This window comes from bacterium, assembly GCA_023150945.1.
In the GTDB taxonomy this organism is placed as follows: Bacteria; Zhuqueibacterota; Zhuqueibacteria; order Zhuqueibacterales; family Zhuqueibacteraceae; genus Coneutiohabitans.
In genome coordinates this window covers 184,207-200,531 of the sequence record JAKLJX010000003.1, presented here as the reverse complement: position 1 = coordinate 200,531, position 16,325 = coordinate 184,207, and the positions used below count along the sequence as shown (strand labels likewise).

The following is a 16,325-nucleotide window of genomic DNA, read 5'->3' as shown; positions in this document are numbered from 1 at the left end:
GGCCCCGCCGGATTGCCGGTTGGCGTCAGTTGTTCTTCTCGAGCGCTTCGGCCTTGTCGAATGCTTCCTTGGCTTTGTCGGTCGTGCCCGAGCGGGTGTAAGCGATGCCCAGGTTGGTCCACACGGCCGGTTGATTGCCGCCTTCGAGTTGGGTGGCGCGCTCCAGGTAGGGCACCGCTTTGGTGGAATGATCCTTCTCCACGGCCTTCAGCGAATCAATGACCGCCGTGTTGGGTTTCTTCTTCTTGGCGGAGGCTTCATCCTGCAGTTCACGTGCGCGCTTGTCGGCCTCTTCGGCAATTTTCAAGTAGGACACGCCGAGATAGAAATTGGCGCCGAAATCATCGCTCTGCAGTGTCACCAGCCGCTGGAATTGCTGGACGGCATGGGCGTAATCATTGCGCGTCAGGTAGAGCTGGCCGTAGTTGTAAAGCAGATCTTTGTTGTTGGGATCGGCCACCAGCGCCTGATCGTAGGTCTTGAACGCTTCTTCGGTCTTGCCCATGATATTGTAGGTGTCGGCTAGGCGCGCCAGAATTTTGGGATTGGTCGGCTCCTTCTGCAGGGCCTGCTCGAACAAAGCGGCGCTGTGGGCATGATCATCATGGGAGTTGTAGTAGTCCGCCAGCACCAGCAAGTGGATGGTTGAATCCGGCTGCAGCTTCACCACGGTTTCCAAAGTGGCGACGACGCGGCTGCGCAGATCCGGCAGCGCCTCCTGGCTGCAGCAACACAGCTTTCCGGCTTGGCCGGTGGCGCTGTCGAGGCATTTGAAGACATGCGCATCCCAGGTGTAGGTGGCGGTACCGCAATCCGCGCAGGGGTCTTCTTTCAGGATTTCCTGCTCCACCAGTTGGTAGGCCACCGACAAGTTGCGGTGGGCATCGACGTAGTTCGGATCGAGCTGGGTGGCCAGCAGGAATTTCTCCGCTGCTTTGCCGAAGTTTTGCTGTTTGTAAGCTTCGACGCCTTCGTTGTAGCTCTTGGCGGAGAAATGGCGGACCATGTCCTCCATTTGCTTCTTTTCTTTTTTCATCTTGTTCTTGGTGTCGAGCTTTTTGCTCTCCTCGAACTCCCGCGCCATGTCCAGCAAGCGGCCTTTTTCCGCATAAACCTGGCCGAGCAGAAAGTGCGTCTGGGCATCGGCCCCATTCTTCTCCAGCGCTTTCTGCAGCCATTCAATCGCTTTGTCCCACTCCTTCTGCTGAATGTAGAGCTTTGCCGAGGTCTTCTCCATGCTTTGGGCGAGTATCATGCCCGGTATGATCAGCAACAAAGCGCTCCACTTCATCAAGCCAAGCCAACTTTTCTTCATCCCACTCTCTCCTTATGAAAATAAAAGTATGATGAGTTGCATCTGTTCGTGTCTCGCAACCTGCGTTCACCACGCGAAAAAAATATAGGTGACAATCACTCAACATGCAAGCGGATTTTCCCGCCCGGCACCGGCCTCGCGCGGGAAGGGCGCCTCGGTTTCGTGTACGCGCGCGTGCTCTTGCCCTGTACCGCCACGAACAGGCAATAGCATGATCGTCTGCAGTCTGCCGCGCTAACCGGTTGAATTTGTTCTCACCGCAGCGCTGGCATGCTGCTTGCGAAAACCCCGAGCGAGCGCAGTGAGGTTGGATCGTTCTGACGATCGTGCTTCGAAGCAACGTTGCCGGCAATCCGGCCCAGTGCGTGCAAAACTCACTTCTTGATTTCCCACATTCCCAGATTTTCAGGAGCACACATGAAAGCGAAGAAGTATTTGCGGCTGTTGTTCCCGGCGGTCGCGGCCCTGGCTTTGGCCGCCTGTTCGAATGAAGACCCGGTGTCATCCTCCGCGAGCCTGAGTGCCACCGAAGACGCGGCCGAATCGCTTGCCAGCGCGCTCGGCGCGGACAACGGCGGCGCCATCGATCAAGTGAGCGACGTCATCGAATTGGCCGGCACCGGCGGTCTGCAAAAGCCTGCCGAGGTGTTGCTCGGCAAGTACAGCGACCCCGGCGCGATCGCCAGCGTCGATACGAGTTATGATCCGGTCACCGGCACGTGGACTCTGCTGCTCCAGCGCGAGCGCGGCAATCCGAACGGCGTGCCCTATGCCGAGATCAGCCGCACTTACACCTATCAGTTTCTCAACCAGAACGGCCAGCCGCAGAAATACTGGCGTGTGGGCGCCGACACCGCCTACACCATCGTGTTCAACATCGTGGAGGGCACGGGCACGCATCGCACGCGGCGGCTGTCACAGCAACTCACCGGTTTGAGCGGCACCTTCACCGCCACTGGCGTGAACACGCGCTTGGTGACGATCAACGGCACCTATGCCCGCTCCGCGGTTGATACGATCACAACGCGCAACGCGGTGCGCACGCTCGACCACGCCCTCAGCCTGACGTTTACCAACGTGCAAGGCCCGCGCGGCAGCCGCCTGGATCTCTCCCGCAAGATCAGCGGCACGGTGAGCGGCACCTACACCGCCAAAGTGACCTTCCAGCGCGGTGATTCCTACCGCGAGACCAACATCAATCGCACCTTCACCATCGTGCTTGGCAACGGCAAGGCCAGCATCAATGTCGGCGGGCAAAGCTTCGCCGGCGATTTGACCAGCGGTGAATTGCAGTAAACAGAAATCCGGCCCGGGCGAACACAACCGTCTTTGCACCCGGGCCGGATTTTTTCCATTCCCCTCCCTTTGCACCGCGCCGGCGCGGTGATCGCGAAATCTCATTTCAGAAGCCTTGCTCAGCGTGCTCCACGACTTTACGCGATTCTTTCTTTTCGGTTCTGCCGCGTCCAGGTCCGGCATTGTCGCGGTGATCCTCTGGGTGGAACTCCGGCAATGCCGGCCACCGGTTACTCCTTCCGGGTTATCCAAATCGGACTTGACCACGCCATCTCGCCGTCTTCTTGCACCACCCGCACATAATACCAATGCGTGCCGGCGGCTGCCTGCTCGTCTTTGAATTCGAACCGCACCATATCACCCACGCCAAAGTCACCGCCGTGCTGGTGAATCACCTGATTGTCGCGCAGGAGATAGACGTAGCGAATTTTGGCGGTGCCGGCAACGCGCACGGCGAGGCGGGGCGGCGCCGCGCTCTCGTACTCGCTGCCCTGGGCGTGGCCGTCCGCGCTGAAGTGCAGCAGAATGCGCACGCCGCTGGTGGCATAGACCCGCCGCGCCTGCAAGGCGGCGAAGAGAGATTCGCGTGTCAACTCGCCTTCGATCCACACGCCGGCCAGCCCTTGCACCCAGGGGTCACGCTTGCGGCCGATGCCGTGATGCCAGATCAGTCCGTGACCATCGGAGGCGCCCAACACGCCGAAGCGCAGCCCGCGCGCCAGGCCGTCTTGCATGAACATGCCGGGAATGCCGCCGCGATGGGTAATCGGCTCATTCCCGAGATATTCGAAAGCGCCGTGTACCGACACGATTTCCACGTTGGGCTGCGTTTGCGGATCATGATGCTGCCAATCAACCCCAGTCCAACCGATGTGATGCGGCACCGCCATTGCGCCGGTTTCTCGCAGCCGGGCAAACAGTTTGGGAGTGAGATTGGCGCTGGAGTCCGCCACGCTGAGGATCGGCTGCGCCTCATCGGGGAAGTAAACGTTCTTGTGGCCGGGCCCATTGGGCCAGCGCGCCGCGGTCCATTCATACGCGTGCAGCGTCACGAAATCCGGCGGCGCGTGGAAACCGGCGGTGATGCGGGCAATATACTCCCATTCCGAAGGCAGAATGCGATTGCGCACGAACCATTCGTGATCGGTGAGCGCGGCAAAATCCCATCCGTAGAAGTCGCGGCTGCGGGTGTAGCAATCATCCACCGTGCCCATGCCGTCGGAGAGATTGGAGTGTTGATGCAAATCGCCAAACACCAACTTCTGCTCGGCAGGGGCAATGAGAAATTCGCGGGCTTCCGCTGTCATTTGCCATTTCGCGGCCGCCACGGCCGCAGCCGGCGAGGCCGGCGCGGGCTGCTCCGGCGCAATTTGCAGCTTCGGTTTGGCCGCTGCCTCGGCAAGCGCGGGAAAGGCGCAAAGCTCGATCAGCGCAATGTCGCGGCGCACGGTCCAAATCGTGCCGTCTTGCGCTTCCGCGGCGCGCACGAATTCGCCGCGGCCGCCCCAACCGGGCAGTGCAAAGTCCTGGCGGCGGCTCCAGCGGTCACCGAGAAAAGCTTGTGCGCTGAATTCCTGACTGGGACGGCCGAAGAGCCACAACGCGCCGCGCCGGCTTGCCAGCAGCTCGGGAGACTCCCAGCTTTGCAGCATGCCGGTGGCGAGAAGATTGCGATCGGGCATGGCAGCAGCCGGTGCGCGCAGCGTCTTGCCATCCCATTGCCGCAGCGCCAGCCAGCGCGGAATGTCCGGCTTGCCGGTGGCATCCGCATTACTCTGCCAGGCGAGCCACAGACGATTGCCGGCGCCCACACTCAACGCCGGGCATTGCTCCAGCGTGGCGGAGTTCGTGAGATTCCAAACTGGCGAGGCGCGATCCAGTCTTCGCAGAAAGATGTCGTAGTTGTAGTTGCCGAGATAACCATCCCACGCGCACCAAATCTCGCCTTTCTGGCCGACCGCCAAGGCCGGCCGCATTTGCCGGTGCGCGGCGGCAAACACCGGTCGCGGCGGCGACCAGCGGCCATTTTCCCGCACACTGAATCGCACTTGCGCGGTATCGCGATTCATGTGTTCCCATGCCAGCCACAAGCGTCCCGCCTGATCACACACCACGTCGTGCTGCCAATTGGCGGAGGGTCCGTCCGCAATGATTTCCTGCGGGCCGGGCTGGCCGTTGACAATGGGCGTCACGACGAGCACGAGTCCGCCGGCTTCTGCGCGCGCCCAACTGACCCACAGCGTGCCGTCGGGCGCGGCCGCGAGGCGCGGCTTGCAGGCGAGGCGGGCGCGATCCAGCAGCAGCGAATCGGCCCACGCGCCGTTGCGATAGGCGCGCACGCGGATGCTCTCTTCCTGGTCCTGCATTTGTTGATAGGCGACCCACAGCGTGCCGCCGGCGTCAAAAGCGAGATCAGGATATTCGGCGAGCGCAGCGCTGGTCACCGGCACGCGTAACGCCGGTTCGGGCAACGGTGAGGGTGTTTCGAGAAAGTAGAATCCGGTGAGCAACAGCAACGGAAAAATGAAGAACCGCGTGGATTTCAAAGTGAGAGCAGAAGTTGAGAATTGCCGCGCAACAGACAGTAGTGAAATTCTGCTGCGGTGACGATCCCTCATCAGCAACCTCCTGAAGGTGAGAAAAGCATTGATTACGACGTGAGTTTTGTGCCGGCAGGAGCCCGACCACCGTCTGCGATCGCAAGCGCAAGCGTAGAGGCACAAGCCGGCTCAAAATCACAGATGGCAATCGAACGCAACCGGCTTTTGGTTGCCACTGCCCGAGGGGGCAAAATGTACCGGCCGTGGCCCGCTCACGGTGTGATCGCACGCACCACGGCATCATGCAGCTTGGCGCGAAACGGCAGAATGCGGCGATTCTCGCGCGTGGGATGCACGCGATTGCTGAGCAGCACCACGATCAAGCCGCGCTCAGGATCGGTCCACAGCGAGGTGCCGGTGAAACCGGTGTGGCCGTAGGCTTTGCGGCTCATCAAAGTGCCGGCGGAGTTTTCGCCGTCGGCAGTATCCCAGCCCAGCGCGCGGCTGCTGCCCGGCACCACTTCCTGGCGGGAAGTGAACAGCGCAATCGTCTCCGGTTGCAGCAGTTTGGCCTCGCCGAAGCTGCCGCCATTCAACAGCATTTGCAGGAACACGCCGAGATCGCGGCTGCTGCTGAACAGGCCGGCATGGCCGGAGACCCCGCCCAGGCGCCAGGCGTTTTCATCATGCACAATGCCGTGCGCGAAATCTCCCTTGCGGCCTTCGGTCCAGGTATCGAATTCCGTCGGCGCAATGCGCGGCAGCAGCGCAGCGGGCGGATTGTAGAAGGTGTCGGTCATGTTCAGCGGCGCGAAGATTTCCTCGCGGCAAAATGCGTCGAGCGGCTTGCCGGCGAGACGCTCCACAATTTTCCCCAACAAAATGGCGCCCAAATCGGAATAAACCGTTTTGCTGCCGGTCGGATACTCGAGTTCTTCCCGCAAGATGGTGTTGACGATTGCATCGGGAGTCCGGTAGTCGCGATAATACAAGCGAAACGCCACCAAGCCCGAGCAATGCGTGAGCAGATGGCGCACCGTGACTTTGTCCTTGTCTTTGCCGGTGAATTCGGGCAGGTAGGTTTGCACTTTCTCGTCGAGCTTGAGGCGGCCGCGCTCGTAGAGCAGCATGCAGGCAGTGGTCAAGCCCACGACTTTGGTGAGCGAGGCGATATCATAAATCGCATGCAGCGGCGCGGGCCGGTAGAACGCGCCGTAGCCCAGCGTGCCAAATGCTTCATGCAGCGCAATCTTGCCGCGGCGCGCCACCAGCAGCACCGCGCCGGGGAAAACCGAGTCGCGCACTGCCTGCTGCATGAGCGCGCGCACCGAATCGAGACCTGCTTTGCTCATGCCGGCTTCCTCCGGAAAGGCCATGCGCAGCGTAGGCGCGAGCGCGGCCGATTCGTCAAGCGGTTTGGTGCCGCGCGCGGCGAGTGTGAGACCGGCGCCACGCGCAAAAAATCCCGGGATGGTGATCGGCAGGCGGCCGGCAATCGCGGTAGCGCCGGCCACGGCACGCGCCGCCGCCTGGCTCATCCGGTTTTCGTCGTCATAGGCCACGAGATAAGCGGCGGCATGCTGCACTTGCGAATAGACATAGGGATTGCCCATGCTGATCACCGCGGCCGGCACACCGGTGGCGAGCAGAGAATCGACCATGGGCTGCATCACTTGCGGCAACCCAATGTGCCCCTTCCAGGAACCGATCGCCGCGTAGACCGGCAATACCTGAATCTGCGCGGCGCGCACGGCCGCGCGCGCGCGCTCCACTTCGCGCGCCGTGCTGTTGGGATGCAGAGACACCACCGCCGCCGGTTGCACGAAACGTTCCAGCTCGCGCAGAAAGGGCGTGCGGTTGAAGCCGCGCGGCTCATCCCAGAGATTCACGACCACGACGCGCATGCCGGCAGCGAGCGGCAGCACGCCGCCTTCGTTTCGCAGCAACGTGAGACTGTGCGCGGCGGCCTGTTCCGCAGCCTGCAAGGCTTCCGGCCGCTGCAGCAAACCGGCAACGGCCGCGGGTTCCACCCGGCGCTGTTGGTGCAGCCCGATTTTGGTTTTCGCCAGCAGAATGCGGCGCACCGATTGCTCAATGCGCGCCTCGGCAATTTCACCGGCGCGCACGCGGCGCTCGAGGTCTGCGATCAGCTCGGGAATATTCTCCTGCGCCAGGATCACATCAACGCCGGCGTTGAGCGCCGCGGCAGTGGCATAGGCCCCGGTGTAGCTTCTGGTAATCGCCCACATGTGCATCGCATCAGTGATGATCACACCGTCGAATTGCAGCCGCTCGCGCAACAGCTTGGTGAGGATTTCAGACGAGAGGGTTGCCGGCGTGTAGGGATTCAGGTTGAGGCCGCGTACGTTGACATGGGCCGTCATGATAAAATCGACGCCGGCCGCGATGGCGCGGCGAAACGGCACGAGCTCGAGTTGTTCCAGGCGCGCACTGTCGGCCTCGATCAATGCCAGCTCGATATGGGAATCCTGCCGGGTGTCGCCGTGGCCGGGAAAGTGCTTGGCGGTGGTCAACAATCCTTCCTGCCGGCAGCCGCGCAGAAAAGCCTCGGCGAAGCGCGCAACCGTTTCCGGCTCCTCGCCAAACGCGCGCACATTGATGATGGGATTCTCGGGGTTGCTGTTGATGTCCACCACCGGTGCGAAGGTGAGGCCGATGCCGAGGGCGCGCGCCTCGATGGCAGTATGCCGGCCCACCTCATAGGCCATGTCCACGTTGCCGGTGGCGGCAATCGCCATGTTGGTGGGAAACTCGGTGCCGCGAAAGCGCGCCATGCCGTTCTCCAGATCAGCGGTGAACAGCAGCGGCAGCTTGCTGAGCGCTTGCAGCCGGTTGGTGAGGTGCGCCGTGGCATACGGTTCTCCGCGCCACAGATGCAGGCCGCCGACCTGGTGCTGTGTGACCAGCCGTACGATCGCCTGCAGCTCCGGATCACCCTCCGGTTTGAAATCCGTGTCCAGGTAATAGAAGAAGAGCTGGCCGAGTTTTTCGCGCAGTGACATCCGGCGCAGCGTCTGCTCGACCCATTTTTTCGAACCCGGCGGCCTGACGTCTGCAGATTTTGCAGGCACCGATTGGGCACCAAGATTAGTGGCGAGCAACAGGGCCGCAGTGCAGACAACTCGCAGCACAGTGCTGGAGGACGCGGCTGCCTGATGCACGTCCAGCCGGCGGCGGGGCTCGGCAACAGCCGCCATTGACCGGGTGCAGCGGTGGTTCAAAAATCGCATGTCAACTCCCAAAGAATGATTTCAGGATGAAACAAGGTGGGCAGGAGAAAGGTGGGCGTTGAAGAAGGCGATACGCCCCTGGTCTCGCCCGCGAATCAGAGTCTCGTGTCAATCCAGATTAATGAAGAAACCGCCCGGGCGCTCGGCCCCGCAGCGTGCACTGGTCGAAGCGGATGTGTACTTGCACACGACGAAGCGCCCAGGTGGTGGCGTGTGCGGACAGACCACAGTCTCACAAACCGGGCAATCGCTGCACCGCCACCCGCCGATTCAGCACGATTTGCCCGGGCAAGTCACTTTCAAAATCGCGCGCTTCGACGATCAATTGGAATTCATCGGGGTGAATCGGGCTGACGTGAATATCGACATCGAAAGGTGCCGGCGCGGCAGGCGCGCAGGCGTTGTTCATGTCAAACTGGATGATGAGGCGGTCATTGCCGGCAGTCACGACGCGCGCCGCCGGTTGTGGCTCACAGCCGTCGGCGACGACGTTGATGCGCAGCAGCCGCAGCACGCGATTGAAGCGCAGTTGCAGGGAATCCGGCACCGGCTGGTAATTCGGATCGGTGTGCGAGTAGGCCGCAATCGCCACGATTTCAGTGGGGAGGCCTTCATAGAGCGAGGCAGGCGTCCGCTCACAACTGTGCAGGGTGGCAGCCAGTGCCAGCAGTAACAGCCTTCGAGGCAACAACATGGGCCAGCCAGGAATTGGGTTGAATGGTGTTTGCGGCCAAGATAGGAAAAAGATTTACGAAATGAAACAGAGGAATGCCTTGCATTTCTCGATGAGATTCTTATCTTCTCCATCCGATTTCAGGAAAAACCGGCCGGCCGGCGAGATTGCCGGTGGGAGGACCCGGGCCGGGTGCCTGAAACGAAAAGGAAATCCAGCAATGCAAGGAACGAGGCAATGAAGACGATTCTGGTGGTCGAGGACGAGAAGAATTTGCGCCTGCTTTATTCCCAGGAATTGAAGGCTTTGGGATATCATGTGATCACTGCCGCCGACGGCCAGTCGGCGCGCGAACAAACGCGCAACTGCAAAGTTGACCTTGCCATTGTTGACATCAAACTCAATGGCGAAAACGGCCTCGACGTGCTGCGCGATCTGATGGAAGAGAATCGCGAGCTGAAAGTGATCTTGAATTCGGCCTACTCGACTTACATGAGCGATTTCACCAGTTGGTCGGCGGACGCCTATTTGGTCAAATCCTCGGATTTGAGCCAGCTCAAGAAGAAAGTACGGGAGCTTACCGCACAGGAAAACAGCCTCTATCTCGTTTGATGGCTTTCAACCAGAGACGCTCGCCCAGAACTGCCGGGGTGCCGGGCCAGGTGCGCAACGCCTGGCCGGCCTTCACTGCCGTCCCCGCGCCAGACTTTCTCTCCGCCCCTGCCATTTCCAACAAAATCGCGCAGACTTGAACACCATTTCAGTGGCATGCTTAGAACCAGCAGCTTGACCTTGTGATGTGCACCTGAGCGAGGAACTGTGCCATGTCCGTTTGTCCACGATGCCAGCGAGAAATTACCACTCATGAGGCCAAGTTCTGCCCCTATTGTGGCGCGGCCATCGCCGATGAGGGCCTGTTTGAATTCAATGCCGGGTCCGCCCCGCCGGCTACGGCAGCAGAAACACCGTACCGGCCTGCCGGTGCCGCAGAGCCGGCGCCACCACCACCGCCGCCTTTCGCCTCCAGGGAGCCTATCGAGTGGGAGGATCGCAGCCGCACCGGCTTTTTGCGCGGGTTGAGTCAAACTTGGAGCGACGCTTCCTTGCGGCCGACGGATTTTTTTCGCCGCGCGCCCAAAACCGGCAACCTCAGCTCGGCGCTGCTGTTCGCGCTCATCGTTTGGATGACTTCCGGGTTGATTTCGCTGTTTTGGCAGAGCCAGATCATGCAGTCTTTTCCCATGCTCGAGCAGTTCGAACGCGAGCTCGGCGTGGAGTTGGGCCGCGGGCAATACGGCTTCTATGTCTTGATCCTGCCGCTGTGGATGACGCTCGTCATCTTTTTCGCGGCCGCGGTTTTCCACATCTGCCTGCTGCTGGTGGGCAGCGGCCAAGGCGGCTGGGAGGCGACTTTCCGTGCGCTGTGCTACAGCTTCGGGCCGCAATTACTGGCCGTGCTGCCGGTGTGCGGCGGCTTGGTCGCGCTGGGCTGGCAACTCGGCATCGTGCTCATCGGCTGGCGGGAGTTTCATCAAAGCGCCATGCCGCGTGTGGCGCTGGCCGCCATGCTGCCGGTGATCTTGTGCTGCGGGCTGGTCTCGTACGCCTTGTTCCGGTTCGCGGATATCCTTTCCCGCTTCAACTTGCCGCAGTGAGCCATGCGCCACGCACCCGCACAATCGCTCTGGCCGCAAGCCGGCCTCGGCATGCTTCTGCTCCTGCTCGCCTTTTTCGGCTGGCTGGCCGCACGCGTGGCCGCGCCGCTCGCCGCCGCGGTGCCGCCCTGCCTGTTGCACCGCCTGACGCACATTCCCTGCCCAACCTGCGGCAGCACCCGCGCGCTGCTCGCCCTCGGCCGCGGAGAAATTGCCACGGCCTTGGCGTTGAACCCGCTGCTGGTGCTGCTTGGTTTCGGTTTGATTCTCGGCGCAGCCGTGCTGGTGGCGGCGACGGGCGCCGGCCGTGACCTGAGCCGGATTTGGCAATCGCAAGACGCCGGGCGCTGGCGCCGCCTCGGCATCGCCGCAATTGTTTTGAATTGGATCTATCTGCTCGCGCGGACGAGCATTCAGTAAACCTACGGAGAAGCAGAGTATGCAGGTCGGATTGACCATCGGTGATTTTGACGGCAAAAAAGCCGGAGAATTGCTGGCGCTGGTACGCCGGGTGGGCGTCAGCTTCGTCGAGCTGAATCCCACGGTTTTCAACGATCTCGACGCCGTGATTGCCAACATGAACGGCATGGCGGCCGGCTTTCATCTGCCGCTGGTGAGCGAGCACGGCTTCGATTTGTCCTCCTTCGACGCCAAGGAGCGCATCGACGACACCATCGCCCTGCTCAATCGCCATCGCCATGACCTCAACCTGCTCTACTGCGTGGCGCATCCGCCCGAGGCCGAGCATGATCAGGGCAACGCCGATGATGCACTGGAATTCCTCTACGATAATCTGCAGCGGCTGGAAGTACCGATCATCCTGGAGAACGTCGAGGCCTGGAACGTGAAGGATTTCGACCGGCTGGTGGACATGAGCCGCAGGGTGCTGAAGAAAAAACTCATCGGCTTGTGCTTCGACCCGGCGCACGCGTTCCTGCGCGGAGAGGACATCTTCGCGCGCTTCAGCGCCATCGCGCCGCAGGTGGTTTGCATCCATCTCTCGGACTGCAGCCGCGGCCAGGACGCGCACCTGCCCCTGGGCCAGGGCGAGCTGCCGATCGCGAAATTTCTCGCGCACGTCAGCAAGCACCGCTATGACGGCGTGATCAATCTCGAAGTCGTGCCCAAATCGATCGACGACACCATGGCGGTGCTGGACAGCTATCTGCAAGTGCTGCGCGTCTTTCAAAAAGGCAAGTTCTTCGCCACCCGCGCAAAACTGTTGATTGGCAGGGCGCAGCTTGCGTCGCAACACTGAGGCCGCCAGCAGGTGCGGGCCGATTGCAGTGGTGCAATCGGCTTTGCCAGCCAGCCTTTTCAAATGAGAAAAAATGCCGCAGCGAATTGCGGTGGTGCACGGCCGCGGGAATTCGCCGGCCAGGAATGCGATAATACTTCGAGGTGAGCTATGGCACGCATGGTGAAATGTGTGAAATTCGGGCGGGAAATGGTGGGACTCGACAAGCCGCCGATGAAAGGCCCGCTCGGCCAGCGGATTTACGAAAACGTTTCCCAGGAGGCCTGGAAACTCTGGAAACAGCAAATGATCATGTTGATCAACGAGTACCGCCTCAATCTCATGGATCCGAGGGCCAGCGAGTTTTTGGACAAACAGACCGAGGCTTTCTTCTTTGGGGAAGGCTCCGCGCTGCCCCCGGAATACACGCCGCCGCAGCAGTGAAGCACAACCGGCCGCAGTGCCGCGCGGCGGGAAGGAGGAGGCGGCTGTCCGCAGCCGCAACAAATCTCCGCAGACCGGTATTTCTCCTGGCAGTGATCCGTGGCAGAGCGGCTCTACCGCCGCGCGCAAAATGGAATAAGGCCGATTGCAGCACCAGCGCGGTATTCTCTTGCCTTTGTTCCTTCTTTCTCCCCTCTCTTCCCCCCGCTGCAACTCATCCGCGTTCGAATGCCCGCCGCACCAGATCTTCCTGCTCCAACACATGCACCTTGTGGCTGCCGGTTGCCGGGCTGCCGCTCGAGATGCGGCCGACATACGACAAGCGGTGGGTCGCAGGCAAATGATCGCGCAGCCGCGCCTGCATGTAAATCCACGCGCCCATGTTGAAGGGCTCCTCCTGCACCCAGCGCACGTCGGTGGCATTGGGATAACGCTGCAATACCTCATCGACCGCAGCATGGGGAAACGGGTAAAGCTGCTCGATGCGCACGATGGCCGCCGGCTCGAGCTGATGCGTGCGGCGGTATTCCATTAAATCAAACGCGACTTTACCGGTGCACAGCAGCATGACGGCAGCCGGGCGCGGCGTTTCAGGATCATCCAGCACCGGTTGAAATGTGCCTGCCACCAAATCGGCGGCGGCGGCCTTGGCCCAGGGCGAGCGCAACAGGCTCTTGGGCGTCATCACGATCAGCGGCTTGTGAATGCCGGCGTGCATCTGGCTGCGCAGCAGGTGAAAGTATTGCGCGGCGGTACTCGGCACCGTCACCCGCATGTTGCTTTGCGCGCATAGCGTCAGAAACCTTTCAATGCGCGCGCTGGAATGCTCGGGGCCCTGCCCTTCGAAGCCGTGCGGCAGCAACAAAACCAACCGGCTCTTCTGCCCCCATTTGTATTCCCCGGACGAAATGAATTGATCGATGATGATTTGCGCGCCGTTCACGAAATCACCGAACTGGGCTTCCCACAGCACCAGCGCCTCCTCCCGCATCACGGAATAGCCGTACTCGAAGCCGAGCACGGCATATTCGCTGAGCAGGCTGTCATAGATGATGAACGGCGCCTGCTCCGGCCGCAGGTGGTTGAGCGGCGTATATTCCGCTTCGTTGTGATAATCCACGAACACGGCGTGGCGGTGGCTGAACGTGCCGCGCTGTGAGTCCTGGCCGGAAAGGCGAACCGGTATGCCCTCCAACAGCAGCGCGCCAAAAGCGAACGCTTCGGCCAGGCCCCATTCCACATTGTCTTCGGCGAGCATGCGGCTGCGCGCTTGCATCTGCCGGGCGAGTTTGGGATGCAGGGTGAAACCGGATGGAAAGCGCACCAACGCGGCATTGATTTCCTCCAGAACCGCCAGCGGCACGCCGGTCGAAGTCTTGCTCAGCAGCGGCGGCGAGGAGGCCCGCGCCGGCAGAGTAACCGGCTCGGGCGCGCGTTCACGGGTCTCGCGAAAAGCGGTCTCGAGCTTGTTCTGAAAATCGTCGAGCATGGCCTCGGCTTCCTTGAGCGTCATCTCGCCGCGCTTGACGAGCTGTTCGGTGTAGAGCTTGCGCACCGAGCGCATTTCGTTGATGCGGGCGTACATCAACGGCTGAGTGTAGCTCGGTTCATCGCTTTCGTTGTGGCCGTGGCGGCGATAGCACATCAAGTCCACCACCACGTCTTTGTTGAACGCCTGCCGGAAATCGACGGCGAGCTGAATGACGCGGATGCAGGCCTCCGGATCATTGCCGTTGACGTGAAAAATCGGCGCCTGCACCATCTTCGCGACGTCGGTGGCATACACGCTCGAGCGCGCGTCCACCGGCGCGGTGGTGAAGCCGATGCGATTGTTGATGACGAGATGCACGGTGCCGCCGGTGCGATAGCCCGGCAGCGCGCTCAGATGCAGGGTTTCCGCCACCACGCCCTGCCCGGCGAATGCGGCATCGCCGTGCAGCAGAATCGGCAGCACGCCGGTGCGCTGGCCCTCCCCACGCATGTCCTGCAGCGCACGCGCCATGCCTTCCACCACCGGATTGACTGCCTCGAGATGACTGGGGTTGGAGGCGAGCGTGACATTGACTCCTTGCCCGCTGGCACTCACGTGCCGGCCGGTGGCGCCCAAGTGATACTTCACATCGCCGGTACCTTCGCGGCTGTTGGGATCGGGATTGTCGTCGAACTCGCGAAACACCGCGCCGTAGGTTTTGCCGATGACGTTGACCAGCACGTTCATGCGGCCGCGGTGCGCCATGCCCATCACCACCTCCTCCACGCCGTGCTGCAGGGCGCGCTCCAGCAGCGCGTCGAGCATCGGAATCAACGACTCCGCGCCTTCCAAGCTGAAGCGCTTGTGGCCGACGTACTTGGTGTGCAGGAAGCGCTCGAAGGCCTCCGCGGAGTTCAGCTTATCGAGGATACGGCGCTTCGCCGTGGCGTCCAGCCAGTCGCGGCGCTTGCTGCCCTCCACGCGCTCTTGCACCCACGCCTTCTGCTCCGGCTCCTGAATGTGCATGTATTCGATGCCGATGGTGTGGCAATAGGCATCACGCAGGATGTCGAGAATCTCGCGCAAGGTGGCCCGCTGCCGGCCGCCCAATCCGTCAGTGATGAACTCCCGGTCATAATCCCACAAACTCAGGCGGTAACGCGCCGGATCGAGCTCAAGATGGGATTGGGCTTCGGCGCTGAGCGGATTCAAATTGGCGAGCAGGTGGCCGCGCACGCGATAAATGTTGATCAGTTGAATGACGCGCGCTTCCTTCTCGACCATGCCGTCGTCCGCCAGGCTGCCGTCGAAGGAGGGATTGCGGTCACGATCCAGGCGCACGGGATGATAAGGAATGTGCAGGCTCGCGAAGATCTCGTCATAGAAATTCTCCTCCCCCAGCAAAAGCTGATGCAGTTTTTGCAGAAAAAGTCCGCTCTCCGCGCCTTGAATGATGCGATGATCATACGTGCTCGTCACCGTCATCACTTTGCTGATGCCCAGGCGCGCGATGGTGGCGGGATCCGCGAATTGATACTCAGGCGGATAGTCGATGGCGCCGGTGGCGATGATGGCGCCCTGACGCGGCAGCAAGCGCGGCACCGAATGCACCGTGCCGATGGTGCCGGGATTGGTGAGCGTGATGGTGGTATCGGCGAAGTCTTCCGGCTTGGCTTGATTGGCGAGCGTGCGGCGCACGATGTCGTTGTAGGCATTGAAGAACGCGGCGAAATCCATCGTATCCGCCGCCTTGAGGTTGGGCACGAACAGCGCGCGGCTGCCGTCCTTGCGCGCCACGTCCACCGCCAGGCCGAGATTGACATGCTCAGGCGTGACTTTGTAGAACGCCCCGTTGTGCGCGAGAAAGTAGGTCGCCATCACCGGCAGTTGCTTCACCGCTTTCACGATCGCCCAGGCGATGAGGTGGGTGAAGCTCATCTTGGCGCCGGTGGTGTCGAGCAGATAGAGATTGATGGCGCGGCGGTTCTCCTCCAGCAGCTTCACCGGAATCATGCGCACCGAGGTGGCGGTGGGAATCTCCAGGCTGGCCGCCATGTTCTCGACGATCTTGGCAAAGCCGCCGCGAATCGGCACGGCGCCGGCAGGCAATTCCGGCGGCGCGGGCGCAACCTGCGCGGCCGGTGCGCTCACCGGAGCCGTGGCAAGCGGCGCCAACGGCGCATTGATCGGGCGATAATCCTCGAAGAAACCGCGCCAGCTTTCTGCGACCGAATCCGGGCGCTCGGCATACTGATGATACATCTCTTCAATCAACCAGGCATTGGGGCCAAAGGCTTTGGCGCTTTCCCGTTGCGTATTGCCGTTTTGCTCTGACATAATGCTCTTATGGTTTGTTGGATTTCTATCTGGGAAACGAATTCGCGGAGAAGCGAGCTACTGCGGGTGCGTTCTCGCGCGGTTTGATTAGCAACGTTGAGCCGAA

The 16,325-nt window shown here is 61.4% G+C and carries 11 protein-coding genes; 6 read left to right on the top strand and 5 right to left on the bottom strand.

Features of this window, described 5'->3' with window-relative positions; translation table 11 throughout:
* Nucleotides 1-25 precede the first annotated feature (25 nt).
* Nucleotides 26-1,315, bottom strand: a complete 1,290-nt coding sequence (locus L6R21_06130) for a tetratricopeptide repeat protein (protein ID MCK6558760.1) — start codon at nucleotides 1,313-1,315, stop codon at nucleotides 26-28.
* A 417-nt stretch (nucleotides 1,316-1,732) separates the two neighbouring features.
* On the opposite strand from L6R21_06130, the gene L6R21_06125 reads away from it, so the two are divergent.
* Nucleotides 1,733-2,611: a hypothetical protein gene (locus L6R21_06125; GenBank protein ID MCK6558759.1), complete on the top strand. Its 879-nt coding sequence runs from the start codon at nucleotides 1,733-1,735 to the stop codon at nucleotides 2,609-2,611.
* Between the two features lie 230 nt (nucleotides 2,612-2,841).
* Here the strand turns inward: L6R21_06125 and L6R21_06120 are convergent, their stop codons facing one another.
* From L6R21_06120 to L6R21_06110, 3 genes are all read right to left on the bottom strand, one after another.
* Complete coding sequence (locus L6R21_06120; GenBank protein ID MCK6558758.1) at nucleotides 2,842-5,229, bottom strand: CehA/McbA family metallohydrolase; 2,388 nt, start codon at nucleotides 5,227-5,229, stop codon at nucleotides 2,842-2,844.
* A 194-nt stretch (nucleotides 5,230-5,423) separates the two neighbouring features.
* A complete protein-coding gene (locus L6R21_06115; GenBank protein MCK6558757.1) occupies nucleotides 5,424-8,243 on the bottom strand; it encodes a serine hydrolase in 2,820 nt (939 codons plus the stop codon).
* 391 nt (nucleotides 8,244-8,634) lie between these two features.
* Complete coding sequence (locus tag L6R21_06110; protein ID MCK6558756.1) at nucleotides 8,635-9,096, bottom strand: hypothetical protein; 462 nt, start codon at nucleotides 9,094-9,096, stop codon at nucleotides 8,635-8,637.
* Between the two features lie 216 nt (nucleotides 9,097-9,312).
* On the opposite strand from L6R21_06110, the gene L6R21_06105 reads away from it, so the two are divergent.
* The 5 genes from L6R21_06105 to L6R21_06085 all read left to right on the top strand — a co-directional run bounded on the left by L6R21_06105 (nucleotide 9,313) and on the right by L6R21_06085 (nucleotide 12,411).
* Nucleotides 9,313-9,687: a response regulator gene (locus tag L6R21_06105; GenBank protein ID MCK6558755.1), complete on the top strand. Its 375-nt coding sequence runs from the start codon at nucleotides 9,313-9,315 to the stop codon at nucleotides 9,685-9,687.
* Nucleotides 9,688-9,899: 212 nt separating this feature from the next.
* Nucleotides 9,900-10,730 carry a YIP1 family protein gene (locus L6R21_06100; protein ID MCK6558754.1) on the top strand — a complete coding sequence of 277 codons (831 nt, stop codon included), beginning with the start codon at nucleotides 9,900-9,902 and terminating at the stop codon, nucleotides 10,728-10,730.
* Nucleotides 10,731-10,733: 3 nt separating this feature from the next.
* A complete protein-coding gene (locus L6R21_06095) occupies nucleotides 10,734-11,150 on the top strand; it encodes a DUF2752 domain-containing protein (protein ID MCK6558753.1) in 417 nt (138 codons plus the stop codon).
* 19 nt (nucleotides 11,151-11,169) lie between these two features.
* Nucleotides 11,170-11,988: a sugar phosphate isomerase/epimerase gene (locus L6R21_06090; protein ID MCK6558752.1), complete on the top strand. Its 819-nt coding sequence runs from the start codon at nucleotides 11,170-11,172 to the stop codon at nucleotides 11,986-11,988.
* A gap of 150 nt (nucleotides 11,989-12,138) precedes the next feature.
* Nucleotides 12,139-12,411, top strand: coding sequence for an oxidative damage protection protein (locus L6R21_06085; GenBank protein MCK6558751.1), 273 nt, complete (start codon nucleotides 12,139-12,141; stop codon nucleotides 12,409-12,411).
* 214 nt (nucleotides 12,412-12,625) lie between these two features.
* Here L6R21_06085 and L6R21_06080 read toward each other — a convergent pair whose 3' ends face one another.
* Nucleotides 12,626-16,219, bottom strand: coding sequence for a multifunctional oxoglutarate decarboxylase/oxoglutarate dehydrogenase thiamine pyrophosphate-binding subunit/dihydrolipoyllysine-residue succinyltransferase subunit (locus L6R21_06080; GenBank protein MCK6558750.1), 3,594 nt, complete (start codon nucleotides 16,217-16,219; stop codon nucleotides 12,626-12,628).
* Nucleotides 16,220-16,325 lie beyond the last annotated feature (106 nt).